The following is a 26,575-nucleotide window of genomic DNA, read 5'->3' on the forward strand; positions in this document are numbered from 1 at the left end:
TTTTGTGCTCCTTTTACATTTTCTGTTAGATAAACATCTGTTGTAGCAATGCTTTTTTCATTTCTTTGAGGTGATCTAGCTTACGCTGATGAAGAGAGATGAGGGTGTCAAGTTGTTGGAGAAAGTCTGATATTGCCCTTTGTTCCATAGTATTAGGAGCATATATTTCCATGTTTAAAAAGACATTTTCGTGTATACGTTTAGCTCTTCGAGAGCCATTAGCCTTTTCACCATTCTGGAGATAAAAGTCTCGACGTAAAAAGTTTTCTAATAAAAATCTAGAATCTCCGTTTACTACATCGAAAGCTGGAGAATCGGCTGTTGATTCATACCCGTCTAACTTTTTTGGTACAATTCCAAAGGCTGCATGCAAAAAATCTAATTTTCCATACATCAATTGACCAGCACTTCTTTTATAATATTTTGTATTGCTGCTTCCTTGAGTTATCGTCTCTTTCTGAACTACACCTTTTCCCCATAACTTTACAGTTAATTTTTTAGCTACCGTACCATTTGATCCTGAAACAGTACTCTTTTTTAAATAATAACCAACCTTGCGCTGTTCCCAAGGATCGGTAAAACCAGGGAACCGTAATTCGGGTACTACCTCACCATTTTTAGGGAACATCTTTTGAAGTAGACCACGTTTCTTTTCTTTAAGGTGGTCTAACTTACGCTGATGAAGGGCGATGAGGGAATCTAGTTGTTTGAAAAATTCCCCTATCTTCTGTTGTTCAAGTAAAGTAGGTACTGTTACGACGCTTTCGAGCCATACCTTTTCATGTAAAGCTTTTTGTGCCGAACCAATAGGTTTGTTCTTTTCGATAACATTGTGATAATACAAGTGTGTCTTAAATAATATTTTTGAAAAATTTTTGTCTATCTTACTATTTTTAGCCAACAACGGCATGTTCTCAGTAACAATTGCACCATTAAGTGAACTGGGTATGTAGCCTATACCACCTTCATAAACAGTCTGTCTAGTAAATGTTAAAGTATCGGGATAATTTTTAGTGTCTACTAAATATTGACGCTTCCTACCTATATTTTTTCCATAATTAGTCGTACGATATTCAACTTTTCCTGTATTTCTTACTGATATTTGAATATATTTTGTAGTATCATCTAGAAATATCTTATTTTGATATTTTTTAAAGAAATCCCCTAACTTTCGCTGTTCCCAAGGATCAGTAAAACCTGGGAACCTCAACTTAGGTATACCATTATTTTTTTCCATCATCGTCACCTTACTCATCTAACAATCCACCAACAACCTTATCAGCTAGCTCATACACCGCATCCCTCACCTTATTGAGATATACGATCACAAACATCCCTTTAACCTTAGGATCCTGTGCATGCTTTTGATAAGTCTTGCCAGCCTCTTGAACTATTCTCTTCAACTGTCCCTGATTATCCAGGTCCTTTTCATTGAAAACATGCGTGCTGATTAACTCGGCCAGCTGTCTAACACTCACAGCTTCATTCAATCCCCACTGGTTGATGAAAGCCTGATAGACTTCATTTTGACTGAGTCTAGTCACCTTATCAACTAATTCTTTGCCCTTAATGTCTTTGCTGGTAACTGGGTAGTTGATCTTCTCTGACTCTGGTGGGTATTGTCTAGTCAAAATTCGCTTAGCCGTAGTTCGAATATCATTAGCATATTCTTGATTTTCCAAAGCATCTGCGAATCTATGAATCTTCTGACTCGTTTCCTCAGCCTCTTTTTGCTTGTTTTCATGAACTTCATTCATCAATTGAACCCAAAGCTCATCTAGATAGTCGTAGTTAATTTCAACTTCTTTAATATGGGTCAAATTCAACTTAATCTGCTGGGTGGGGACATGCTTTGTCTTGGCAATTTCACGCTTTAGCTGGTTAGCCAAAGTAGTCGTCAAAGTAGTCTCTTCATCCACTGTGATATCTAATTGATCAAGCAATTTTTCTGGATGGTGGTAGTCAAAGCCTTCCTTGGTGCCATCTTCGCTTTCGTCTTGTGTATACTGCTTTAGCTTAGCAATATTGGAATTATACTTGCGCAAAGTCTTGAGCATTTCCAATTTCATTGTTTCCGACTTAGGCGTATCAGTGAAGTCATTAGTCAAATTACGCAGCTCGCTAACTATCTTCTTGGTATCTTCAACTAAAACCTTATATTCTGGTGCAACCACTGTTACATTGACTAATTCAGTTTGAATATCAGCTGAACGAATATCGGCGTAGATTGCTAAAGCTTCATCCATCAACTTTTCGTTATGCTTTGGCCAGCGGTAGTTGATTACTCGGCCCCATGGCTTTTCCTGCAAGTCAGCAATTCGATTGGTCCGCGAATATGCTTGAATCAAATATGCCCCCTTCAATGTTCGATCGACATATAGAGTATTCAATTCTGGCGCATCAAAGCCAGTTAACAATTGATCGACTACGATAACTAAGTCCAGGTAATTGCCATCTTGAGCCGACTTATTCAATCTAGCCATCACATCTTGGGTATATTCCTTAACCGTTGTCATATCAAAACTAGTACCAAAGGTCTCATTATAAGCCTTGATTGCCTTGTCCAAGCCAAGATTAGTTTGCAACTGGTTATCGCCATTTGAAGTATCTTGACTGAAAGTAACCGCCACTTTGAGCATTAGACCGCCATTTTGCCGGTGCTCTTCATTAATTCTCTGGAACTCGTCAAAGTACATCATCGCCATCTTGGTACTTGCTCCACTGTGAACGTGCGTAGTCAGCATGGCATTATAGCGGTTGTTATTTGACCGGTTGCGCCATTTCTTAAAGATGTCTTCAACTACCTTTTCGACGTGTTCCTTATTATTGTCATAGAAACTTGGCTGAACATTGTCATCCATATCATCATCGCTTAAATGAGCAATCTTATCTTTGATCTCCAGATCAGTCCATTCAGGATATTTCTCATGGTAGAACTGTGGTAAGAATTCTTCGCGCATGGCCTTGGTATCAATCGTTGTTTCAAAGTCGACCTTGAAACCTAAGACGTTGCCATCAGCAATCGCTTGTTTAATGGTATAAGCATGAAGCAAATCACCAAAAATATCCTGCGTAGTCAGGCTAGTTCTTTGATCTTTGTCTTTTTTCTTATCATCAAACATTGGCGTACCAGTGTAGCCTACCCAGGCAGAATGTGGAAAGGCCTTTTGCAAAAGAGCGAAGGCATCCCCGCCAGTTGAGCGATGGGCTTCATCGACAATGAAGACGATATTCTTGTCAGGCAATTTAACATTCTTACGCTTAATCAAAGTTTCTAGCTTCTGAACTGAAGTGACGATAATTCCATTATCTTTGGAACGCAACTTGCGACTTAAATCATAAGTATTAGCTGTATCAGCTACCGTTCCTAGGCTTTCTCCTTCAGCATCTGGATCATAAGCTCGGTAATTATCCAAAGTCTGATTAGTTAAGGCGATTCGGTCAACTAAAAAGACTACCTTATCGACATTGGGCAATCTACTTGCTAACCAAGCTGTTTTAAAACTAGTAATTGTTTTACCAGATCCGGTTGTGTGCCATATATAGCCTACTTTATTAGTGCGGTTTTCGAAGTCCACCTTTTTGATTCCATCAATAACTGCTCTAGTGGCATAAACTTGATATGGACGCATTACCTTAAGCATTTGCTTATTCTTGGTTCCGTCAAGAATCATATAATTAGTAGCCATTTGGTGGGCCATTGGAATTGATAGGAAGAGATCACAGAATTTCTTCCAGCCACGCACCTTTTCGCCTTTTTCAGTCTGCCAGTTAAAGGCAAAATCTTTATTAAAACGCTCAGCAGTCGTATTGGCCATATACTTAGCATCATGGGGCGTCAAGGCCACTAGAATCTGCAAGGTCGAATATATATCTGAATACTGGGCTTCATTGATATATTGCTCCATCTGATTTAAGGCCTCATTGACGTCATGGGCATCAGTTTTTTCTTCAATCTGAATAATTGGCAGCCCATTGATTAACAAGGTGGTATCGAAGCGTCTTTTTTCTTTTCCACTTAAAACAGGTTGCCGTTCAATCTGCTTAACTACTTGATAAACCGTATCGCCAGCGCCGATTTGTCTTTGGTCAAAGACAGTCAAATAAACATGGCGTCCATCGTCAAGATCAACTTCAACTTGGGAAACTCCATTCAAGCCGTATAAGAACTGACCAGCTTGGTAAGGCGTTTTTAAATCAGAAATTTCCTTTTTGACTTGAGCAAATTCATTTTCTGACAAGGGATGATCCAGACTGGCCTGATTGTGCTGCTCCAAGATTTGCTTGAAGTTAGCCCACAAGGCTTCAGTCGTATGAACATCTGGCAAATATTCCCATGAACGCTTACCAGCAATATAAGCAGCCTTTGGTTCATTAACTTCTGGCATTGAGCTTTGGCCACTCAGATAATCGACAAAATTTTGTTCAAAGGTTAATTCATCTTGATGTTCAAGCATGATCAACCGCCTCCTTCAATTCATTCATGCGTTTAATTTTCTGATTCTCAGCCTGCCTTTTTTTCAAAGCGGTAATCCTTAACTGATCAAAGTAAATCTGGCCAATCAGCTGTTGCTTCGTTAGTTTCGGCAGCTTAGGAAGGATAACCTCTCGCAATGCCCTAACCGTAAACTTGATTACCTGGCTTCCCTGCAAGCTAGCAATCAGCGATCGTCTAACTTGGTGATTCTCATTTAATAGATAAACCAGAAACTTTGGATCAAGTTCTTTTTTTATCGTAAGTCGAACATAATTTTGCGAGAAATAGTAACCTGTATGACTTGGACTAACCAGACTTGCTTGGCCAGTCATCAAATTAAACAGGATATCCCCAGCCTTAGTTAGAGAAACATCCTCCTTGCTAGTGTGCAAGAAACGATTTTCAGCATTTTGATGATTCATGCCAACTAAGTCATCATCAAAATTACTTTGTAAGTAGAATGGATAGGTCGTTGCATCAGGCTCATCAACAAAGCGTGAGACCGGCTTGCCAGCTTCAAGTTTTACATAATGAGTTAGTTTCATCTTGGATTCCTTTCTGTAATTTCTTAAAATTACTTTTGCTGATATTTATAGTTTAGCACTAAAATATATTCTTGCAAGTATTTTTTGTAATTTTTTAAAATTACATTTTATTATAATTGATTATCTCCCTCTATCATCGTTCGACAGAAAAGTATATAATTTTTGTAAACGCTTAAATAGATGGAGAAAAAATAAAATGAGTATCAAAATCAATAAATATGACAACTTAAATGGTCATGATCTATGCGAGATCATCTTAGAAAACAAACATGGCGTGCGAATTAGCCTCTTGAACTACGGAGCAACGTTGGAGAAGTTCGAAATTCCGACTAAACACGGTCACGAAAATATTCTTATGTCGCTCAAAAAGCCGGAAGACTACTCTAAAGAGCGCAATTTCATCGGTGCAACAGTTGGCCGCGTGGCTGGACGAATCAAAGATGCTCGCTGGGAAAATGGCAACCAGACTGTCCACTTTATCGCTAACAACCATCAGCATACTTTGCATAGCGGTGGAAAGCTAGGTTTAGACAATCAAGTCTGGGACTTTGAACTTAAGAATCGCAACGACAAGGTAGAAGTAAGCTTTTACTTCTTAGATCCAGATCTCGCCAATCATTTCCCTGGCAACGTTAAGATCAAAGTTACTTATAGTTTAGATAATGACAATGCTTTGAAATATGAAATTGAAGCCGTCAGCGATCAGTTAACTTTATTTAATCCAACTAACCACACTTACTTCCGTTTGGATGGGCCAGATTCTTCAATCGAAGACTTGAACTTGGAACTTGACGCCGACTACTACTTGCCAGTTGATGATCAAACTTTGCCAGCTGAAGCTGGAATGGCCAAGGTTAAGGGAACGGTCTTTGATTTTAGAAAGAGTAGGCGAATTGGGGATGCCTTGAAGTCTGATGAACACCAAGTCAAGGTTAGAAATGGCTTCGATCACCCATTTATTTTAAATGGCAACAAGATTGCGGCAACTTTGACTTCAAATAAAAATAAGCGCAAGTTGGAAATTTCAACTAACGCTCAAGCTTTGGTAGTATTTACGGCTAACGGCTTCCCTAAGACTGATGTCCTCAGCCATTTGCATGCCCACGATGGAATTGCTTTAGAAGCACAAGCAGCCCCAACTAACGATCCTAAGTTGCAAATGGCCTCTTTAGTTCCTGGCGAAAAGTTCCATCGCATAGTCAAATGGAAGATTTCTTATTAAGAAGCGAGGTAACTCATGGCTAAAATCAAATTAGTAGCAACTGATTTGGATGGAACAGTCCTTAATTCTAGACGACAAATCTCGCCAGAAACCAAAGAAGTGCTCAAACAGTTGATCGATCAAGGAGTTTTAGTCGTGCCCTTATCCGGCAGACCAAAGAATTCGATCCAGCAAGCTTTTCCAGGTATCAAGCTCGAATATCTGATTGGCTACAATGGCGGTTTAATCCAAAAAAGTGATGGCACAATTATCTACCAATCAACCTTATCTAAGGAACAATTGGATCTATTATTGAAGATACGGACTTTTTCAATTAGAGGGCCTTATCTCTTGGGAGCAAATCACTTCTATGTAAAGTCCAGAGTTAATCGCATGCAGGAGACTTTCTGCAAGACCATGTGGCAGATGCGAGCTAGAACTTTGACCAAGGAAGACTACGGCAAAATCATCAAATGCGAATTCCATGGCTCCCATATTTTCCGCAGTCGCTTCTTCAAGCGCTGGCAAAAAGAGCTAGAGGCGAATTTCGATGTTACTACAAGTGGTGGTTGGACTTTGGAGTTAACCAAGCATGGCGTAACTAAGGGCAAGGCCTTAGAGATTCTGCGCAATGAACTAGGACTTAAGCCAGAAGAGATTGTAGTTTTCGGCGACAATCTAAACGATCTGTCAGCCTTCCAGCTTCCTGGAATAACTAAGGTGGCGATGGGCAATGCGATTGATCAGCTGAAGGACTTGGCTGACTTTGTAACTGCAGACAATGATCATAATGGAGTCGGTGAATTTTTGAAGCAATATTTGTAAAAATATATATTTATTTATATCATTAATTTGTATAATTTATTGTTGAAATATTTATGCAAATTAATGTTTTTATTTTTGGGTATATATTTGTTTGAGAGCAAACTAAAAAGCCGCTACTAACTTTTGGGGAAACTGTTACTACGACTTTTAGTTAAAGCAATAAGTACCACCGTTTTTTACGGCTTCGTGCAAAGAGGGCTACTCACAATAGTTCTCTTTTTCTTTGTCGCCATTTTGATACTAGCAAATCAAAAAATCCAGACAGCTAACCTGCCTGGATTCTTATTATTTAATTCCCTTAAATTGGTTTCGAACATATTCGGCATAAAGTGGCGTAGAATGAATTAACTCTTCGTGCGTTCCATAATCAGAAACCGTTCCATGATCGATAAAGTAGATCTGATTGGCATCCACAATCGTGCTCAAGCGGTGAGCAATTACCAAAGTAGTCCGATTCTTCATCAGTTTGCCCAAGGCCTTTTGAACCATTGCTTCAGATTCTGAATCTAGGCTGGCTGTTGCTTCATCAAGCATCAAAATCTTTGGATTTCTCAAGAAGGCTCTGGCAATCGCGATTCTCTGTCTTTGACCACCAGAAAGCTTGACGCCTCTTTCACCAATTTGCGTTTCCAAGCCATGTTCCATTTCTTTAATAAAACCATCGGCATAAGCCATCTTCAAGGCTTCCCAAATCTGCTCTTCGCCAACTTCGCTATCTAAGCCGTAAAGCAAATTCTCACGAATCGTACCTGGCATAACGGCTGAATTTTGCCCTACCAAACCGATTTGTCTACGCCAATTGTCTAAGTCAATCAAGCTAACGTCATGATTGCCGATCAAGATCTGACCACTATCAGGTTCATAGAAGCGCTCGATCATTGAGAACAAAGTCGACTTTCCTCCACCAGATGGACCGGCAAAGGCAACAACCGTATTTGGCTTTGCTTCGAAGTTGATGCCGTGCAAGACTGGGCTACCTTCTTCATAAGAGAAGGTCAAATCCTGCACCTTCAAGGTCTTGCCGGAGATATCAACGATCAAGTCGGTCCCCTTGTTTTCTTCTTTTTCTTGCAAAATTTCAGAAATTCGCTCAGTTGCACCGCTAGTTCTTGATAATTCATTGAAAAATTGGCTAACCACAATCACTGGCGTCATAATTTGGAAGAGATACATCAAGAATGAAACCAAATCACCCATCCGCATCGAACCCGTCATTACTCGGTACACGCCGTAGCCAAGAATGCTGACAACCAAGATGATCATCGCCATATTGATAATTGGCGAAGTCAATGAATTGATAAAGGCTTGCTTAACCCCGACATCATAAAGTTTCTTGATATCTGCATTTCCAGAAGTAAGCTCGGTCTCTTCGCCGTTTGAAGCTTTAACCAAACGAATTTCACCTAAAACAGTCGTACTGTTGCTGTTTAAGCTTGCCAATTTATCTTGCAAAATTTTACCAATTTTTCTTGATTGGGCCATAATTGGCAACATAAGCAAGGTAATAAGCGGAACTGCAACGACAATGATCAAGGTCATCTGCCAATCCATCGTCAGCATAATGACCAAAGAACCAATAAACTGCAAAACAGCCGTAACCGCTGAAGGCAAGGTATTAGCCAGCAAATTGTTGATCTGAGAAGTATCGTTAACTAGGCGTGAACTGATTTCACCGGTTTTAGAATTGTCATAGTATGTAACAGGCAAATTCAATAATTTCTGCCAAAGCAGGCGCCGCATCTTGCTAATGACATCCTGACCAAAGTAACCTAAAACTAAGCCGGAGAACATCCCCGCAATCAGTCCAGCAACAATCAAGACGATCATCCCAATAACTAATCCTGGCGAGATGTGCCGGAAAGTATTGATCAAATTTCCCGTCATCTTTGGTACAATCAAACCAGATAGGGTTCCTAAAGATCCCAATAGCGTACCTACTACCAATTGCCAATACTTAGGATGAACCTGATCGAGCAATCGGAAGAAGTCCTTGAACTTAAAGGTTGTTTTTTTCATATTTTCCCCTTTTTGCTATTCATTTATCTTTTCATTGTACCATTGATCCAGGTTACTTGGAATTTTGATAGGTTACAATTACAATTTCTTATAAAAAAACGCCCTACTTGGCTGATCATTGCGATCCTGCCAAAGTAAGGCGTTTTAGTTTAAGTAAGCTCTTTCCTAGAAATAAAATTCACTAGGGAATCATTGAGGTTTAATATCATTTGGGCACCAAGCATCTACATTTTGGAAACTGTCAAATGTTTTGTGTAAATAGATTTTTCTCGTTGATTGAATTTTTTAATCTTTCTTACTCGAAATAAGACTCTAGCGTATCTTGTACTTGCCCAAAGCCCTTATGAATTCGATTGGAGTGTCTGTTGTTGTAGCTAATTGACTGCATGCCAACAAAACTAGATCTAGGTTGATTACTTGAATTTACCAATCTGACATTATAACCAAATGCATTTGGAATAGCATCACCGTTAAATTATGTAATCGTTTTCAGAGGTATTATTTCATATAGTTAGTATCATGTCCACTATTACGTCTCATATTAGTTATAGCTTCATCATTTTCCATAAACGGTATCGTATTTCTTGAATATTCTTTGATAGATTGGGGTAAAAGTCATCACAGAGACCAAAACCATAATTGCACCTAAAACGGAAATCAAAATAGGCAATTGAACATTGTCCCCCAATGGTGCGCTCATAGCAGTAGCGATCGGATTGACAATTGAAAATACAGTCATAACTGCACCAATCATTAAGCCAGTATTATCTTTAGATGACGACATCTGTACAACTGAGAAGTAAACAATTGAAAAAATACTATTGAAAAAGCCATACGCTAGCCAACATGCAATGCAGATAACCGCAGACACTACTGATTGTCCAAGTAAAGAGCTAATTCCAACGATTGTTAAACTCAGAGCCTGCAGGGCAAGACAAGTTGGACATACAACTGCAGAATTTATCTTGTCTTTAATTTTAGAAAAAGTAAAAGCACCAATGATTCCACCAACGGTAAAAGCAATATCAATCCCGTTATAAACAAATCTGTACTGGTCAAATACCGTAAGTGCAAATTTAGGCATCAATAGCCAAATTACATAGAAACAAAAATTGGCAATAATGGCAATTGGTATCATTAACGTGATTAATTTATTGTGCCAAACCAACTTCATTCCATCAGCAAAGTCTTCGAAAATATACTTAACCTTCATTTCTCCAGCATAAGATGGGGCTTGATCTGGTTTAATAAAACCTAAGAAAATGTAAGAAATAATCACTGAGATCAAAAGAATAAGCAATGAAATTACTGGTCGATTAATAGCAACAAAGATTGTAGCTACACCTGATGAAACGATTGTGGCAATACTATTAGCTAGTGAAACCCAAGAGTTTGCTTCAATTAATTCATCGTCATTATCAATCAACGCTGGCGCAAGCGCTTCGGTTAAAGGGTTATAAACAACATTAATCACCGAACTGCTAATTACAACAAAGCAGACTGCGACAACCCCCATCTTTGGATTCAATGCTAAAAAAACTGTTCCCAAAGCAATAAACACAAATCTCAACATAATCAAGAAACGCATCAATTTTATTTTGCTATATTTATCAGAAATGTAGCCACCAAAGACTGCTAATAATAAGGCAATCATTGACACTGTTCCAAGCAATGAGACGATGCCCTGATCATGCGTCTGCTGGTAAGCATACCAATATGCATAGGTTATGAATGCCCCTAGTGGCAAATCATTTAGAAAGTCACTCAGTACTGTTATTTTTAGCCTTCTCATAAAACCACATCTTTTCTTTTATAAGACTTATACTGATCATAATATTAAATATTTAACTTAATTTAATATTATGATTAAGTAAATTATACTGCTAAATTACAAAAAACCAATATGATTTATATTTTTTATTATCTTTAGATATTTATCATTATCAAGAAACTGATTGCAACAAAAAACTAACTGCGATTTTCACAGTTAGTTTTAGATTGATAGCGTTTTTTACGATCTTCTATTTTACCAATTTTTCACCCCGGCTTGCAATAACTTCTTTCATCCAAGCAAATGATTTTTTCGGTATACGCTTCAAACTACCATTGCCCAGATCATCCATATCAACGTAAATTATGCCGTAGCGCTTCTTCATTTCACCAGTTGATAAGGAAACTAAGTCAATTGGACCCCACATAGTGTAGCCTAGGCACTCTACTCCATCATTATTGATTGCTTCAGTCATCGCAAGCAAGTGGTCATTCATGTATTTAATCCGGTAGTCATCTTCAACGTAGCCATTTTCATCTGGCTCATCAATTGCACCCATGCCATTTTCGACAATAAAGATTGGCTTTTGAATTCGATCGTAGACCATGTTCATGGTGTAGCGCAAGCCAAGTGGGTCAACGCCCCAGCCCCATGGCGTAGTTTCAAGATATGGGTTTGGCGAACCACCGACATTGAACCATTTATCGCCAGCTTTAACCGTATTTGAACGGTAGTAACTGAAGGAAATGAAGTCTAATTGACCTTCTTTTAGAATCTTTCGATCTTCATCAGTAATGTCCAATTGGTCAAAATCAATTCCATGATGCTGCAAAATAGCATTGGCATAGCTTGGATATGCTCCGCGTCCCATTGTATCAACGAAGTACCAGTTTTCCCGCAATTGTTGTTGCACATGGAAAACATCTTCTGGCTTGCAGCTAGCTGGATAGACTGTACTCAAAGCATACATGGTACTAAACATGCTACCAGGCATCATTTCATGTCCCATCTTAACTGTCTTAGCAGAAGCTACGAACATATTGTGTGCAGCTTGATAGCGATCAAGGCCGCTAGCCTTGTGAACCCCAGTTGGTCCAAAACCACGAACCGCATTGATTTCATTGAAAGTTAGCCAATACTTGCAACGCTTGCCAAAGCGTTCAAAGAGGACTTTGGCATATTTAACATAAAGGTCAATTACCTTGCGCGAATTCCAGCCATCATACTTTAAAGCCAGTGGCATTGGCATTTCGTCGTGGCAAATGGTAATTAGTGGCTGAATCTGGTATTTTTCCAGTTCAGTTAAAACCTTATCATAGAAGGCTAGCCCAGCTTCATTTGGCTGCTCTTCTTCGCCAGTTGGGAAAATGCGACTCCAACTAATGGAGAAGCGATAGACATTGAAGCCCGCCTCAGCCATTAACTTAATATCTTCTTTATAATGGTGGTAAAAATCAACCGCCTTGTGACTTGGATAGTATTCATCATCCAAAAAGACAGGTTCTGCATCCATTGGAACATCTTGAGCATCGATAAATGAACTTTCTGGTTTGACAATCGTGCCATCTGGCAACTTCATTGTATGGTGGCGAGGATGTTCAGGCGAACCATTAGTTTCATAATCATGACTTGATGGCAGGTGTCCATCTTCGCCAAAACCACCTTCAAATTGAAAACTTGCAGTTGCTCCACCAATTAAAAATCCATCTGGAAATATTTTCTTCATTATCATGTGTCCCCTTCTAATTCAAAATCTTGACTGGCATACCAAACAGGGTCATGCTTACGCTGCCAGGTTTTGCAGCAAGTTGCGTAACCATGTCATGGAAAGTTGGATAAATCAACGAAGCTGTCGCCATCATAGCATAGCCTGGCGTTGCTCCTAGTTTAGTAGCTGCACCATAAGCAACCATAATTGGCATGAAGAAGAATGGCGCATCGCCAATCATTGACAGGATCGTGTAGTCGGTTGTTTTGGCAAAATTAGGATCGACAAAGTTAACGATCAAAATCAAAACAACTTTAAACATACCACCTGCAACTAATCCAGGGATCATTGGTGTAACAGATGCTTGAATAAAGCTTAGTAGTTTAGAGCCAGCATTTTTCCAAGTGAGTTTTTCTTTATTGGCCAAATTGCCATCTAGATTTTCATCAACTGCTGGGCCCGTCTTTAAATCAAAATTCTTGACCGTTGCCTCATATGTTGGCAACAAGTTTGGCCCTAAAATTACCATATATTGTCCACCAGCATAAACCTGGCCCAATACTTCGCTAATGTCCTCAAGTTGATCTTTATTAACCTTGCTGACATCCTTCAAGCTAAAGCGGAGCCGAGTCATACAGTGAGCAACTGAATCGATATTGTCTTTGCCACCCACGCCAGCAACAATATCTTTGGCAAGCTTGTTGTAGTCCATAATTCTACCTACCTTCCATTTCGATAAATTATTGTTTTTATACGATAATTATTTACGCTTTTATCATACCAGTTGAAAGAACCGCTTACAAGAATCTTTTGTAAAAATTATCGTTCTACTGTGATAAGATTTAAGCAAAAGGAGAGTTTTATATGTCAGTATCATCATTGCTAAATCCGAAAAATATCGACTTTTCAAAGAACGATCAAGCTATTTGCGACTATATTTTGCAGCATCCACAAAAAACGAAATTGATGACCATTCAAAAATTGGCCTCCAATACTGGAACGTCGATTGCTGCGGTGCAGCGCTTCTGCGCAAAATTATCATTTAATGGCTTTAAAGAGTTCAAGCAAGTTTTAGCTAAAGAACTCGAACTAGAAAAAGCCGGCAACCCGCAACATGACTTCTTGAAGGAATATCAAGAGGCAATTATCGAATTTCAAAGCTTAGATTTATCATTATTAATCGATAAAATAAAAAAATCACGCATCATCTTTTCAACTGGAATTTATTACTCATCGCTTCCAGCCAAGCAGCTCCACTTTGCCCTAATCGATTTGCATAAGCCTAGCCTTTGGGCGGAGGGCTTTACTTCGATGTCTCACTTATTGCCTTCGGCTACTAAAGATGACACGATAATTTTCTTTTCGATAAACGGCGATCTATCAGATAATTTCAAAGGCGAACTGAGTCCTTTCTTTGCTGAAAATCCTAATACATTCTTGATCACCATGAATCCAGCCACTCCGCTCAAGCAGTTCTTCAAAAATATCATCGTTTTGCCTGGGAAGTCCTTTAACTTCCATAGTTCGATTGACTCACAGTCGATCGCTTGCTTATTTGTGGAATTATTAATCAATCAACTCGATCAAAATCCTTTGTAAAAACAAAAGGCATTGCCTAGATTAGTAGGCATGCCTTTTTATTTATATATAAATTTATATATTTATTTGTTGAAATTATTATATAAAATATTCAATAAATATTTATCTAGAAAGCTTGTTTAACCATTTGATTAAATATTTAGCGATCAATTCTTGCTGAGTTTGCTTGGAAATAGTCGCTGGCCGGTCGCCCTTTTGCTGGCCATAATCACCAAAGCCGGCATGATTGCCACCCTTGACTGTTTCATACTCTGCATTTGCTGGCAAATACTGTTTGCCTTTTTGGTATTTTTCTTGATTCAAAACTCCATCTCGACTGGCAGTAATGGACAAAACAGCCAAACTAGTTTGATCAAGTCGCCCCTTTTGATCTGGATAGGCTGCTAAAAAGAAAACGCCTTGTAGCTTTTTCAAATTCTGATGAGCATACCGACTGGCCATTGCTCCGCCTAGTGAGTGTCCGCCAATGACAAATTTCTGCCCTTGTTGATGCAATTTATCAGCTGCTGATAAATCAAAAATTGCCAAGTTCAATAGAAAGTGGGCGATTTTTACCGTATACCCCGCCCTTGCCAATTTGCTGGCCCAGATAGAATAAGCCTCAGGTTGAACCAAAGCCCCCGGGTAGAAAATTACTGTTAATTTATTTTTCTTAGCTTTAAATTCGGTAACTCGAGAATTTTTTACCTTAGCTGTTTGGCTAATTTTAACTGCTTGGGAGCTAGCTGAATAGCTGTTAGTTTTCAGGTAAATTGCTCCTGCTGCTACAAGCAAAATAATAGCCAAGACCAAGCCAATAATGATTTTTCTTAGCTTTTTCATCTTCACCTCAAAATTTATATAATTATTTGTTGAAATATTTATTTATAATTATACATGAGATTGGTAGGTAATAATACATATATTTTTTTATATAAAAAAAGCAGCGATAAATTTCGCTGCCTAATGATTAATCTTTTTGTCTTTTAGTAGCTAAACCAGATAAACCTAATAAGCTGAGCACCGCACCTAAAAATGCAACTGCCCAATTATCCTTATCACCTGTTTCGGGTAAAGTTTGTTCCTTAACAGAGGCTGATGAATTAGCCACAGTTTTAGCAGTAGCTAATTTAACCAACTTAGCTTGACTTTGATGAGTTGTAGCCTTAGCTTGCTTTACCTTTTTAGCTTGATCATCTTTAAAAGTCATATGACTGCCTTCGTCTTCATCTTGACTTGGCTGTTTTGGACCTTGAGAAGCTGGATGATTTGCATCAGCTGGCTGATCTTGACTATTGTCAATTACCAAATTTTCGGTATCAGTTGTAGTATCGTCAGTTACATCTGGATCAACTGGCTTTGCCTTAGCTACAACTAGCACATGAGCTGTCTTAGAAATCTTTTGCGATCCGTTCATTACGCTATAAACAACCGTGTAGTATCCAGACTTAGCTGTATCAATCTGATCGACCTTAACTACTTCCCCATCACCTTTTTGAGCTTGGTAATAGTATTCAACCTGCAAATTATCGCCATTTACTGGCAAATCCTTTAACTGACTTGCTGGAAGCGCCTTGCCAATCACCGCATCGCTTGTTTGATAGAGATGATTGATGAGAGCTTGGTCAGTCCCAGTTTGATATGGATCCCAAATCTTAGAACTGTCAGTTTGATCAAGGAAGATTTCGTCTTTTCCAAAAGTGATCACTGGCACCATTGATACGATATTGTAGAGCTTAGCTTGTTGGTCAGGGGCTAAGTCCTTGAGCTTAGTTGCCTTGCCATCGATAAAGACTAAGGTATCGCCATTTTGATCTTTTGCTGGATAACCTAAAGTCAAACGGTAAGCGTAACTTTGAGCCGGATTTTGACTAGTAGAATCGAATTCCACCGTGTAGCCATACTGACTGATTACTTGCTCAATTTTATCAAGCAACAAACGATAAATTTCGTTTTGTGGGAATAATTTAACTGCTCTTGTAAAATCAACCACTTGACCATTTGGCAAGGTGATTTGATATGAATTCTTGCCATTGATACCAGCTTGGTTAACTAGATCAGATAATTCTTGGTTAAAAATCCAATTTCCTTGTTCGTCAATCGTGCCCAATGCCAAGTAATTATCAATTTGATCTGAAGTCATTGAGGGCTTAATAAAAGTATAATTGCCCCTGCTCTCACGAGCAGTCCAAACATCATGGTAAGTGCTTATCAAATTATTTTTATCATTTGCCTGACCAACATACTTAAGTGGAATTATCATATCAATCATATCCCAAGCGTTGATGGTATCATGCATGTAGATAGTACCTGTTTTGGTAATGTCACCACCATTTTTTAAAAATTCAGCAACATTCTTAACATTGCCATAAGTACCAACTTTGTAGCTATATTGATTGCCATACTTGCTCTTGATTTGGAATTTGCCATTAACCAGCCGACTACCATCAACAGTTAAATTAGCATTCCAACCTACATTAGGAGCAAAAGACTTATCTTTGCCGTTATCCCAAGTTACCATTAAACCAGGGTTGCCGCTTTTTCCATTATCCTTATAAAAAATATGAAGTTCAATTGAGTCTGGATCAATAGCACTCAGATCAATTTGAGTATTTAAGCCAGAAGCAATGTATGGAGTGACATAAGTTTTGCCGTCTAAACCTTTGAAGGTATAATAAGTTGCCGCTTCACCAATATTTTGATCAGAGTAAATTACGTCTTGCCATTTTTCGGCATCAGCTTGATCGCCTTGGTAGTAAACAGGATCAGGATCATCAGCATAATAGGAGCCACTTTCGCTTGGCTTAGCTGGCTCAATATTTTCAATATGGCGTTCTACAAACTTATAGCTATTTTCAGAAGAATGTGGAGTGTATACGTCGTAATAAGTATCGACTAGCTTATTCTTATCATTGCTTTGACCTACATAAATAAGCGGAATAGTTAAGTCAAATTTATCATCAGCAGCTACATTGCTGTGCATGTAAATGGTACCTGTCTTAGTTATATCCTTGCCAGCTTTGATAAAGTCATTAATGTCTTCGACATTGCCATAAGTACCAACTTGATAGCTATAGTCATTACCTGATTGACTCTTCATCTGGAACTTGCCATCAACTAAGCGACTATCATCAACTGCTAAGTTAGCTTGCCAGTTTTGACCTGGCTGGTAAAGTTGGTCGATTCGATTGTTCCAAGTTATCATTAAGCCAGGATTTCCACCTTGGCCATTATCTTGATAAAAAATGTGGAGTTCGATTGAATTTCGATCAATTGAATTTAAGTCAATTTCAGTGCTTAAACCAGAAGTAGCATATGGCGTTACGTAAGTTTTGCCATCTAAGCCTTTAAAGGTGAAGTAAGTAGCTGCTTCGCCGATATTTTGGCCTTGATAAATTACATCTTGCTTTTTTTCAGCTTGCTCTTGGCTACCTTGATAGTTGATTGGATTCTTAGTATCGCCATTAGCCATACCACTTTGACTTGGCTTAGCTGGAACTGCTTGATTATTCTCTGCTTGATCCTCTTGGATGTTAGCGTGATTGTCCTTATCTTGAATAGTCTTATCTACTCCTAGTTCAGCCGCCTTAGCAGAATGCGACATCAGCAAAAAGCCACCTGCCATCATTACAGAAACTAAGCCGACAGTTGTTTTTCTTAAAGTATATTTATCTCTTCTAATTCGCATGTAACTCTCAATTCTATTTTTACAAAAACTTTACTTATTGTACCATAATTTTTCGCTTAATATTGTCTAGAAAATAAAATAACCGAAGATAGAATTGTTACGATAGATTAATTACCGATATAAAGCCGATAGCTAAGAAAATTCACGAAAATAAATAACTTTTGAAATGTGCCCACTTGCTCATTAATGTCCGCTATAATATATTTATACCTGATAATTTACACATTTTTATTTTTAGATAAATATTTATAGAATAGAATCAGTTAAACACATACATGTTAATTTATATAAATTATTGTTGAATTTTTTATACAATTGTTTGTAGATGAGTTAGATTGAAAAACTTTTTCCTGCAATCGAATATATGTTTTGTCAGTGAATTATCCATGCATAAATTTGTTTAAATTTTTACATGTATGTTTACGTAAGATGATTGTTGATTATGTTAGTTAAACTTATACATAAATATTTGAAGTTGCTTGTTAAGAAATTTGCTTAAATCATTGTGTAATAATTTGTTGAAATTATTAGTTATATTTTTGTTTGATATTTTGTCGAAAAATATATTTTTATCTTTGATTAAATAAATATATGTAATCTTGTATATTCAAATCACTTAAAAATAATGTATAATTAGACATATGTAATTCAACAAAGTTAGCGATTTTATCTTGTTGACTAATTTCAACATATTTTTGCATAAATATTTAGCTTTACAAATCAATATATCTTTGTATGCATGCTTACATGTATTATTAAACAAAGATTTCTATAATAAGATGTATAAATAGAAAGGTATTTCCCAATGGAAATCATTACTTTTTCAACCGTTAAGGGTGGTATTGGCAAGACCACTCTCTCATACAATTACGCGGAATATCTCGCTCACCAAGGTCACAAAGTTTTGCTTTTAGACTTTGATGAACAAAGCAGCTTGAGTCGAATCTATGATGTAACCGACCAAGAGGGTACAGCTGCTGACATTTTGGACGTTGATAATTCTGATGGTTCAACAGTCAAGATTCACCATGTTAAAGACAATATTGATCTAATCGGCGGAAGCACTCGCCTTGATACTGTTCAAAGTCGAATCAACGACAATCCTCAAAAGAACATGTTGCTCTTCCTTTGGCTAAATAAACATTATGATCGCTACAATCTAGATCAGTACGACTACATGATTATCGACACTCACCCTGATGTACAAACTGCAACCAAGAATGCAATCATCGTTTCTGACGCAGTCCTAAGTCCAGTCATTCCTAACCAAATGTCCTATGACAGTATTGTTGAATTTTCAACTCGGGTTGAAAAGCTCAAAAATGAAGCCATTGACTACACCACTGGCGAGACTTTCGTTAAGGCTAAGTTCTTCTATTTGGCTAACGAAATCCGCCGCAATTATGGCTTGAGTCAGGACTTTTTGAAAATGGTTGAAAAAGAACGCGAAGAAGGCGTCAACTGGTTAGCCATTATTCCTGAAAGAGAAATCTTCAACCGTTCAACCAGCTACAAGGTTTCTGTGGCCGAAATGCAAGAATATGCCAAAATCAACAACGCTGATTTGCCAGAAGAAAAACGCAGCAATCCAGAATTCATGAAGATGAAGCGTTACTTCGATCAACAAAAGCCACAGTTTTACGAAGAAATTAACGAAGTTTTTGCTGAAATTACCAAGGCTGTCTAACTAGAAAGAGGGAAGTAAGATGCCATTTAAGCGCGATATTAGCATTGCCAACTCAATCGAAAAAGGGGAGGCAATCAACAAACAAGAAAACGAAAAGCCAGCTGCTACACCAAAGCATGAAGAAATAACTAACTTGAAGGCTTTTCAAAAGAAGAAAAATCCTAAAAAGACCTACAACTTCAGTTTGCATGAAGATGTCAGAGAAAAGCTCACTGTTGAATACAAGAAGCGTGGCTATAGCTCAGCCAGCGAATTGATTGAAGATATTATCAAAGCTTTATAGTCAAAAGACTCCAGAATCACGCGGTTCTGGAGTCTTTCTTTGCAAACTTTTCTAGTGTATCAAAATGTTATAGTTAAACAAATTCTGCTTAGCAACTGTATCAAAACGTTATAGTTAAATTGAACAAATCAAGCCCAAATGTATCAAAACGTTATACAAAAAGGCCCAAATCGTTCAATAATTTTGAGCAATTTGAGCCTAATGTATCAAAATGTTATAGCTAAAGCACTAGATATTGATTCAAAACCAGCAAAAATACAAGATTAAGAAAGATTTGCTAATATGTATCAAAGTGTTATAGATAAAAACTAGATATTGATTATCAATAACATTTTGATACAAAATCTTGTGTCTAGTTGAAATGTATCAAAATGTTATAGCTAAACAATTTATTTCACGCTTTTGCCTTTAGAATCGCCCTCTTCAAGCTCTCTAAACATCTGGTTCAACTTTTCTGCGTCAGCAGATAGTTCATCAGCTGGCTTTTTCTTGCTCCAATCAGTTTTCTTTTCCACGCGCTTTCTAGTTGCTGGATTTTTTACTCTGCGATAAAGTCCAACTACTCGCCTTTGATCATTGGCTGGCGTTTCAAAGAAGTCATCTTGATCATTAGGTTCAGCGTCGAACTTGAATTCAAAGGCAATGATCGGCTTACCACGCCCGCTTCCACGGACCTTGCTGATCTCGAGATTTTTGAAAATAGGTGAGAGCTCTTCCTCAATTGGCTTGAGCACTCTGATTTCGAGCATGGCCGGATTCTTGCGATAGCTCTTAGGCAAATCCAAAAAATCGAAAAATGAATCCTTGTCCAATCTAGCAAATCCAGTAGTTCGATATTGCTTGAGCAAACGGAACATATTTTTGGCGTAAGAAGACTTCAAATCAACGAACTGCTCCAAACTGAATCTAGTCCATTGCTTCAAATCGTTGAACAAACTCAAAAAATCTCGGTTAACCCGAATATTTAATACCTTTTTACTCCGAATTATTTCGAATTTGTCAAAACAAGAAAATTGACTGATTCGATCTCCGTCATCAACCAAGGCCTGAATTTCGAGCAAGGCAGCGTTAGTCCCCATCAAGTCGGTAATGAAGCGATTGCCCCTTTGCGAGTACTTGCTCAGCGACTTAAGCTTGGCAAATTCAATTGAAATTTCGTTGGTACCTTGGTTATAAGATTGCTGAACCAAAGAAAAAAAGAAATCAAGTTCATTGGGCTTCAAGCTTCCCAATGGAATGGCATTTAGTCGGTTGCTATATTTTACGATTTCATTAGCCATAGAATCACCCCATCGTTTTTTATAGCTTTTATTATAACAGTTTTTTATAATTTGTTAGGAAAAGATTTACGCATCTGAAATAGGACTATTTACTATAACAAATTGATACATTTTTAGCGTATCAAAATGTTATAGCAAAGACCCCAAAAATGTATCAAAATGTTATAGTAGATGTCTCAAAATGTTATAGTAAAGGTATCAAAATGTTATAGTAAACCGTATCAAAATGTTATAGTAAAGGTGTCGCTAGCCCTTGTGGCTGTAGGGCTCCCAGCCGCGTAAAAGAATATAAAAAGAATATAAAAAGAGATAAAAAGATTTTTATGTATTTTTTTACCCTCGAAAAAGAAAATCGCTCGATAATTTTTGTAGGCAAAATTCTACTTCACAGTGGCTGAATTATTTTTGAGCTAAATAGGCAGAGCAGAAAAGAGCTAAATCACTAAAAATACCGTACCAGCTAAAACATTTTTAATAATAAACATGTAATTCGAGTTCTTAATTTTTACATTCCACTCAAAAAGGCAAAAATATAGCATCTGATGGATTTAATTTTTTTGAGTATAATTCCAAGTAAAAGTCGAAAAAACGTCTTAGAACGGAAAAATTTGCGATTTAGGATACTTTTTTGTAAAATCTAGCTAAAAAATTTTTGAATGAGAATTTTATTTCGACAGATCAGGGTTCGACTTGCTGGATGAGTGAATTTGTGACTAAATAACTGCTTTTTTGTTTTTTGAAATATAATTTCCTGCAAAGACCATCAGTTTTTTCGCGAATTTTTAGTAAAAATAAACAGATTAATTGTACACAACTAACAAAAGTTGAAATACTATTTCAAAAATAGTAAAATTTATTTTTGATGGGAGGCAAAAAAGATGAATGTTCGTGATTTGGTACTTGGCTCTTATGACAAGTTCAAAAAAACGTCCAAAAAGATTGCTAGCGTTTTGCTTAAAAATCCGGAACTCTTTTTGACCAAAAATGCGCAAGAATTGGGCGAAATAACTGAAACTTCAGCTGCATCGATCATTAGATTCTGCAAATTGCTAAATTTCAAAGGCTTGAAAGACTTTCAATTGCAACTGGCGCAAGATTTAGCAATCAAAAATCAGCCTAAGGATGAAGTCGATACTTTTGTAGCGCAAAATGATTCGCCTGAAATCATCATGCAAAAATTAAATCTTGGCCTAACTGACAACTTCGATAAAATCGCTAGCCAGCTTGACCACCAAGCACTAAAGCAGGCCGTTAATCTCATCAATTCGGCCCAGGCAATCTATTTAGAAGGCGTGGCTGCGTCAAGTTTTGCAGCTAAGGATTTGTTTTACAAATTTATTCGCGTTGGTAGACGCGTTTACTACAACGACGATTTGCATCTGGCTTTGGAGCGATCAGTCTATGCTAGCAAAGATGATGTCATGATCTGCTTTTCTTATAGCGGAAAGACAACTGAATTGCTTCTAGCAGCTGAGCAAGCAAAGCAAAATGGTACCCCAATCATTGCTGTGACTAGAAATACTAAGTCGCCTTTAAGTGAACTAGCAGATGTAATTTTGGCCTTGCCAGATAACGAACAGCTTCTTCGAGTTGGAGCAGTGTACTCGCTATTTTCAGAAATGTTTATTTCGAGTCTCTTATACTTAAGCTCGATTGTCCCAGAATTTGATCAAATTGACCAGAAGATGAAGAATACTCAGCAGATAACTGAAAAATTGAAAGAAGGATCAGATGATGGCGATTAAAGATTTACCAACTGAGCAGCGCAATCAAAATACGCTTCATATTGACCAAATGTCAACGCTTGAAATGGTCGAAACAATTAATCAAGAAGATCAAAAAGTAGCAAGCGCCGTTGCTAGTCAAAAACAGCAAATTGCTCATGCAATCGACTTAGCCTCTGCTAATTATCATGCAGGTGGACGCTTGATCTACATTGGCGCTGGAACTAGTGGCCGCTTGGGTGTATTAGATGCGGCCGAATTAGTGCCAACTTATGGTATTGACCCCAAGCAGGCAATTGGTTTAATTGCCGGCGGTCAAGGTGCGATGTATCAGGCGGTTGAAGGGGCAGAAGACAGTCAAATTTTAGCCAAAAAAGATTTGCAAGACTTGCACTTGAGTGCTAAAGATGTTGTTATTGGCCTTGCCGCTAGTGGCAGAACGCCATATGTAATTGGGGGCTTAAAATATGCCAATGAGTGCGGGGCAGCGACCATTTCAATTGCTTGCGTCAGTGGCAGTTTAATTGGCCAAAATTCTCAAGTGGCTATTGAAGCTGTGGTTGGCCCTGAAGTTATTACTGGCTCAACTAGGATGAAGGCCGGAACGGCACAGAAGATGATTCTGAATATGATTTCAACAGCTGTAATGATCAAGCAAGGCAAGGTTTATCAAAATGTGATGATCGATGTTTTGCCAACTAACGAGAAATTGGTTGATCGTGCACAAAGAATCATCCAAACTTGTACAGGCGTTAGTTATGAACAAGCCCAGCAGCTTTTGCAGTCAGCTCAGATGAATGTTGGTCTAGCAATTGTGATGGCTAAGAGCGGCCTAGATAAGGATCAAGCTGAAAAGTTACTGGCAGAAAATGACGGCAATGTTAGTCGAGTTTTGGAGAAATAAGAGAAAAATCAACCCTTCCGAAGAAATATTTGGAAGGGTTTATTTTTGCCAAAAATATATACTTATGAAATTAAATTTCAATAATTATTATTTTAATATTGATAAATTTGGTACATACCTTTGCTATAAATAAAGATTTTTAACAAATAAGCTTGAATAAATTACTAGTGAATGCTAAGATTGACCATGAGTAAGCGGTTACTTATACCGTAAATATAAAATATTATTTCAAAAATATTTAGGTATAGCTATCATTTTCAACCATAGAGAGGGGAATTTGAAATGGCTGATAAATATCAGATTCTTAGCGATCAGATTTATGGCGAAATTGGCGGCATTGGCAATGTTCAGTCGCTGATTCACTGCATGACTAGACTAAGAATTCATATCAAAGACATGTCCAAGGTCAATGTCGAAGGCTTGAAGAAGCTCGATGGCGTCATCGGCGTGGTCGAAGCTGAAACTTTGGAAGTGGTCTTGGGACCGGGAATCAATACCAAGGTGGCGGCTATCATGAATGAAGAAGCTGGCGTTAAGGAAGGCGAGGAATTTCCAAGCAACATTTCTTCCTACCAGGCTGAAAAAGAGGAGGTTGCTCGTAAGGCTGCAGAAGTTCATGCAGCCCGCAAAGCCAGCTTGAAGCAGACTTGGTGGCGGATTGCCTTGCAACATATTTCGGCGATCTTTGTTCCACTCATTCCAGCCTTTGTTGGTGCTGGTTTGATTTCTGGCGTAGCCGGAATTATGAGAAACATGTTGACGGTTAAGATTTTGCCAGCAAGTTGGAACTTGGGCGTAACCGTTTTGGCAATGATGTCTAGTGCCTTATTTGCTTATCTTAATGTCTATGTTGGTATCAATGCTGCTAAAGAATTTGGCGCAACGCCCGGTCTTGGTGGTATTATCGGTGGGATCGTCTACTTACCAGGAATTGTGGCTCCAGTAACTATTACCAATATTTTTGATGGCAAGCCTCTAGCTGCTGGTCAAGGCGGGATCATCGGAGTTTTGCTAGCGGTTTGGCTTTTGTCATATATTGAAAAGTTCCTGCACAAGCATATAGCTGATTCGGTTGATATTATTTTCACCCCATTCTTGACGATTCTTGCCACAGGCTTATTGACAGTATTTCTAATTATGCCACTAGCTGGTGCGGTTTCTAATTCATTAGTTGGCGCAATCAACTGGGTACTTAATGTCGGCGGGGCTGTAGCTGGATTTATTTTAGGATCGCTATTTTTGCCAATGGTTATGCTTGGTTTGCACCAAATCTTGACGCCAATTCACCTTGAAATGATTCAAAAATTAGGCAATACGCCACTTTTACCAATCTTAGCGATGGCTGGTGCCGGCCAAGTTGGTGCTGCGATTGCCTTGTGGGTAAAGTGTCGCAAGAATAAGAGCTTGACTCGCTTGATCAAAGGTGCGCTTCCAGTTGGTATTTTAGGTGTTGGGGAACCATTGATTTATGGTGTTACCTTGCCTTTAGGTCGGCCATTTATTACTGCATGTATCGGTGGTGGTATCGGCGGTGCCGTTGTTGGCGGTATTGGCAAGATCGGTGCCATTGCAATTGGCCCATCTGGTGTAGCTTTGATTCCATTGATTGCTAACAACATGTGGTGGGGCTACGTACTTGGATTGCTTTCAGCTTATGTAGGTGGATTTTTGGTAACTTACTTCTTCGGTGTTCCAGCATCTGCCATGACTGATGGCGAAGTTACTCAAGAAAAGTAAATTATAATAATTGTAAAAAGTGAGCCGGCTAGGCTCGCTTTTTTGGCATAGTGGGGTATAGTAGGAAAAAATAGTATTTTGAGGTGATCATAGTGTTAGGAATTTCGGTATATTTGAGTCAGTATGATCCAGATTATGTGCAAAAGTCAGCCCAGATGGGAGCAAAATATGTCTTCACTTCCCTGCAGTTGCCTGAAGAAGACGATGAACAAGTAGCTGCAACAATTCAAAAGCTGCTTGCTCAATGCAATCAATTGGGACTAATCTTAGTTCCCGATATTTCGCCGGAGACTTTTAACAAGTTATCCTTGCCAGCTGGCGATTATGCGACATTAAGAGAATTTAAGATTCAGGCCTTGCGTTTAGACTATGGATTTGATGATTTTGACTTGATCAAGAATCTGCAACAGGACTTTCTGGTTTTCTTGAATGCGAGCGTGATCAATGATTTTTATCTAGAAAAGGCTGAACAAAACGGCATCGACTTTAATCAATTGCGTTTGACCTACAATTTTTATCCAGAAGAAGAAACTGGTATGGACTGGGGCCGCTTCAAGCAGCGCAACTTCTTGCTTAAGTCACGAGGACTAGTTACGCAAGCTTTTATTCCAGGCGACAAGAAGAAACGATTCCCTTTGTATGCAGGTTTGCCCAGCGTTGAAAGACACCGCGGAATGAATCCATATGTGGCAGCAGTTGAACTAATTCACGAAGCACAAGTTGATGATATTTTTGTAGGTGATTTGGCCATTAGTGAAAAGTACTTGGCCTGGATCAAGGACTATCAAGAGCAAAAGATCATGCATCTGCCTTGTCATCTGCGTGAAAATTATACCAGCCTTGCTGGCCAAGAAATAATGATTCGCGCTGACCAGCCTGAGAAGTTGATCAGGTTGCTGCTTCCAAGAACTCCGGAAGTTGAAATTGACCACCCACTAAAGCGAATTCCAGGCGCAATTGTGATGCAAAACAAGCTAGCAAAGCGCTACAGCGGAGAAGTTTATTTAATCAAAAAGGAATTGCCTTTTGATTCGCGCAGCAACGTGATCGGATATGTTGATCCGGAGTTTTTGCCATTATTGGAACAGATTGATGAAAATACCCGGATTGTCTTTTGCTAAGAAGAACTAGAAAAAATGTGCCGTATCAAT

At 38.4% G+C, this 26,575-nt stretch carries 18 protein-coding genes and 1 pseudogene; 9 read left to right on the top strand and 10 right to left on the bottom strand.

Annotation, left to right across the window (positions count from 1 at the left end):
- Positions 1–25: 25 nt before the first annotated feature.
- The 3 genes from BN53_RS02350 to BN53_RS02360 are packed head-to-tail and all read right to left on the bottom strand — an operon-like array spanning position 26 to position 5,022.
- Positions 26–1,255: a restriction endonuclease subunit S gene (locus BN53_RS02350; RefSeq protein WP_009559300.1), complete on the bottom strand. Its 1,230-nt coding sequence runs from the start codon at positions 1,253–1,255 to the stop codon at positions 26–28.
- On the bottom strand, positions 1,248–4,457 hold the full coding sequence (locus tag BN53_RS02355) for a type I restriction endonuclease subunit R (RefSeq protein WP_009559301.1): 3,210 nt from the start codon (positions 4,455–4,457) through the stop codon (positions 1,248–1,250). Before BN53_RS02355 ends, BN53_RS02350 begins: the two co-directional genes overlap by 8 nt.
- Entirely contained in the window at positions 4,450–5,022 is a 573-nt protein-coding gene (locus BN53_RS02360) for a restriction endonuclease subunit S (RefSeq protein WP_009559302.1), read from the bottom strand. The genes BN53_RS02355 and BN53_RS02360 overlap by 8 nt, the downstream gene beginning before the upstream one ends.
- Before the next feature lie 196 nt (positions 5,023–5,218).
- Here BN53_RS02360 and BN53_RS02365 point away from each other — a divergent pair, with 196 nt between their 5' ends.
- Together BN53_RS02365 and BN53_RS02370 are read left to right on the top strand one after the other, a co-directional pair.
- Positions 5,219–6,244 carry an aldose epimerase family protein gene (locus BN53_RS02365; protein ID WP_009559303.1) on the top strand — a complete coding sequence of 342 codons (1,026 nt, stop codon included), beginning with the start codon at positions 5,219–5,221 and terminating at the stop codon, positions 6,242–6,244.
- 15 nt (positions 6,245–6,259) lie between these two features.
- Positions 6,260–7,048 (top strand): Cof-type HAD-IIB family hydrolase, encoded by a 789-nt coding sequence (locus tag BN53_RS02370; RefSeq protein WP_009559304.1) that lies wholly within the window; start codon positions 6,260–6,262, stop codon positions 7,046–7,048.
- A 285-nt stretch (positions 7,049–7,333) separates the two neighbouring features.
- Here BN53_RS02370 and BN53_RS02375 read toward each other — a convergent pair whose 3' ends face one another.
- From BN53_RS02375 to BN53_RS02390, 4 genes are all read right to left on the bottom strand, one after another.
- Positions 7,334–9,064, bottom strand: coding sequence for an ABC transporter ATP-binding protein (locus BN53_RS02375; protein WP_009559305.1), 1,731 nt, complete (start codon positions 9,062–9,064; stop codon positions 7,334–7,336).
- Between the two features lie 556 nt (positions 9,065–9,620).
- On the bottom strand, positions 9,621–10,856 hold the full coding sequence (locus tag BN53_RS02380) for an MFS transporter (protein WP_009559306.1): 1,236 nt from the start codon (positions 10,854–10,856) through the stop codon (positions 9,621–9,623).
- A 229-nt stretch (positions 10,857–11,085) separates the two neighbouring features.
- Positions 11,086–12,561 (bottom strand): glycoside hydrolase family 1 protein, encoded by a 1,476-nt coding sequence (locus BN53_RS02385; protein WP_009559307.1) that lies wholly within the window; start codon positions 12,559–12,561, stop codon positions 11,086–11,088.
- A gap of 16 nt (positions 12,562–12,577) precedes the next feature.
- Entirely contained in the window at positions 12,578–13,255 is a 678-nt protein-coding gene (locus tag BN53_RS02390) for a PTS transporter subunit EIIB (protein WP_009559308.1), read from the bottom strand.
- 152 nt (positions 13,256–13,407) lie between these two features.
- On the opposite strand from BN53_RS02390, the gene BN53_RS02395 reads away from it, so the two are divergent.
- Positions 13,408–14,142 (top strand): MurR/RpiR family transcriptional regulator, encoded by a 735-nt coding sequence (locus tag BN53_RS02395; RefSeq protein ID WP_009559309.1) that lies wholly within the window; start codon positions 13,408–13,410, stop codon positions 14,140–14,142.
- Positions 14,143–14,244: 102 nt separating this feature from the next.
- On the opposite strand, the gene BN53_RS02400 is transcribed toward BN53_RS02395, so the two are convergent.
- Together BN53_RS02400 and BN53_RS02405 are read right to left on the bottom strand one after the other, a co-directional pair.
- A complete protein-coding gene (locus BN53_RS02400) occupies positions 14,245–14,964 on the bottom strand; it encodes an alpha/beta hydrolase (RefSeq protein ID WP_009559310.1) in 720 nt (239 codons plus the stop codon).
- Positions 14,965–15,091: 127 nt separating this feature from the next.
- A complete protein-coding gene (locus BN53_RS02405; RefSeq protein WP_009559311.1) occupies positions 15,092–17,809 on the bottom strand; it encodes an LPXTG cell wall anchor domain-containing protein in 2,718 nt (905 codons plus the stop codon).
- A gap of 805 nt (positions 17,810–18,614) precedes the next feature.
- Here BN53_RS02405 and BN53_RS02410 point away from each other — a divergent pair.
- Both BN53_RS02410 and BN53_RS02415 read left to right on the top strand, forming a co-directional pair.
- Positions 18,615–19,496: a ParA family protein gene (locus BN53_RS02410; protein ID WP_009559312.1), complete on the top strand. Its 882-nt coding sequence runs from the start codon at positions 18,615–18,617 to the stop codon at positions 19,494–19,496.
- 19 nt (positions 19,497–19,515) lie between these two features.
- Positions 19,516–19,779 carry a hypothetical protein gene (locus BN53_RS02415; RefSeq protein WP_009559313.1) on the top strand — a complete coding sequence of 88 codons (264 nt, stop codon included), beginning with the start codon at positions 19,516–19,518 and terminating at the stop codon, positions 19,777–19,779.
- 389 nt (positions 19,780–20,168) lie between these two features.
- On the opposite strand, the gene BN53_RS02420 is transcribed toward BN53_RS02415, so the two are convergent.
- A complete protein-coding gene (locus BN53_RS02420) occupies positions 20,169–21,059 on the bottom strand; it encodes a replication initiation protein (RefSeq protein ID WP_009559314.1) in 891 nt (296 codons plus the stop codon).
- Positions 21,060–21,937: 878 nt separating this feature from the next.
- Here BN53_RS02420 and BN53_RS02425 point away from each other — a divergent pair.
- From BN53_RS02425 to BN53_RS02440, 4 genes and pseudogenes are all read left to right on the top strand, one after another.
- The gene (locus BN53_RS02425; protein ID WP_009559315.1) at positions 21,938–22,804 is read left to right on the top strand and encodes a MurR/RpiR family transcriptional regulator; all 867 of its coding nucleotides are present in this window, start codon (positions 21,938–21,940) and stop codon (positions 22,802–22,804) included.
- Complete coding sequence (gene murQ, locus BN53_RS02430; protein ID WP_009559316.1) at positions 22,794–23,687, top strand: N-acetylmuramic acid 6-phosphate etherase; 894 nt, start codon at positions 22,794–22,796, stop codon at positions 23,685–23,687. Before BN53_RS02425 ends, murQ begins: the two co-directional genes overlap by 11 nt.
- A 282-nt stretch (positions 23,688–23,969) precedes the next feature.
- A pseudogene (locus BN53_RS02435) lies at positions 23,970–25,394 on the top strand (PTS transporter subunit EIIC); the annotation flags it as partial.
- 122 nt (positions 25,395–25,516) lie between these two features.
- Complete coding sequence (locus BN53_RS02440) at positions 25,517–26,545, top strand: MupG family TIM beta-alpha barrel fold protein (protein WP_009559318.1); 1,029 nt, start codon at positions 25,517–25,519, stop codon at positions 26,543–26,545.
- Positions 26,546–26,575 lie beyond the last annotated feature (30 nt).

This window comes from Lactobacillus pasteurii DSM 23907 = CRBIP 24.76 (genome assembly GCF_000297025.1).
Taxonomy (GTDB): Bacteria; Bacillota; Bacilli; order Lactobacillales; family Lactobacillaceae; genus Lactobacillus; species Lactobacillus pasteurii.

Bases quoted from the DNA above. Each gene is read 5' to 3' on its own strand.
- BN53_RS02425 (WP_009559315.1), top strand. From the start codon at position 21,938: ATGAATGTTCGTGATTTGGTACTTGGCTCTTATGACAAGTTCAAAAAA.
- BN53_RS02365 (WP_009559303.1), top strand. From the start codon at position 5,219: ATGAGTATCAAAATCAATAAATATGACAACTTAAATGGTCATGATCTA.
- BN53_RS02375 (WP_009559305.1), bottom strand. From the start codon at position 9,064: ATGAAAAAAACAACCTTTAAGTTCAAGGACTTCTTCCGATTGCTCGAT.
- BN53_RS02405 (WP_009559311.1), bottom strand. From the start codon at position 17,809: ATGCGAATTAGAAGAGATAAATATACTTTAAGAAAAACAACTGTCGGC.
- BN53_RS02350 (WP_009559300.1), bottom strand. From the start codon at position 1,255: ATGAGTAAGGTGACGATGATGGAAAAAAATAATGGTATACCTAAGTTG.
- BN53_RS02400 (WP_009559310.1), bottom strand. From the start codon at position 14,964: ATGAAAAAGCTAAGAAAAATCATTATTGGCTTGGTCTTGGCTATTATT.
- BN53_RS02370 (WP_009559304.1), top strand. From the start codon at position 6,260: ATGGCTAAAATCAAATTAGTAGCAACTGATTTGGATGGAACAGTCCTT.
- BN53_RS02415 (WP_009559313.1), top strand. From the start codon at position 19,516: ATGCCATTTAAGCGCGATATTAGCATTGCCAACTCAATCGAAAAAGGG.
- murQ (WP_009559316.1), top strand. From the start codon at position 22,794: ATGGCGATTAAAGATTTACCAACTGAGCAGCGCAATCAAAATACGCTT.
- BN53_RS02395 (WP_009559309.1), top strand. From the start codon at position 13,408: ATGTCAGTATCATCATTGCTAAATCCGAAAAATATCGACTTTTCAAAG.
- BN53_RS02380 (WP_009559306.1), bottom strand. From the start codon at position 10,856: ATGAGAAGGCTAAAAATAACAGTACTGAGTGACTTTCTAAATGATTTG.
- BN53_RS02420 (WP_009559314.1), bottom strand. From the start codon at position 21,059: ATGGCTAATGAAATCGTAAAATATAGCAACCGACTAAATGCCATTCCA.
- BN53_RS02385 (WP_009559307.1), bottom strand. From the start codon at position 12,561: ATGAAGAAAATATTTCCAGATGGATTTTTAATTGGTGGAGCAACTGCA.
- BN53_RS02390 (WP_009559308.1), bottom strand. From the start codon at position 13,255: ATGGACTACAACAAGCTTGCCAAAGATATTGTTGCTGGCGTGGGTGGC.
- BN53_RS02410 (WP_009559312.1), top strand. From the start codon at position 18,615: ATGGAAATCATTACTTTTTCAACCGTTAAGGGTGGTATTGGCAAGACC.
- BN53_RS02355 (WP_009559301.1), bottom strand. From the start codon at position 4,457: ATGCTTGAACATCAAGATGAATTAACCTTTGAACAAAATTTTGTCGAT.
- BN53_RS02360 (WP_009559302.1), bottom strand. From the start codon at position 5,022: ATGAAACTAACTCATTATGTAAAACTTGAAGCTGGCAAGCCGGTCTCA.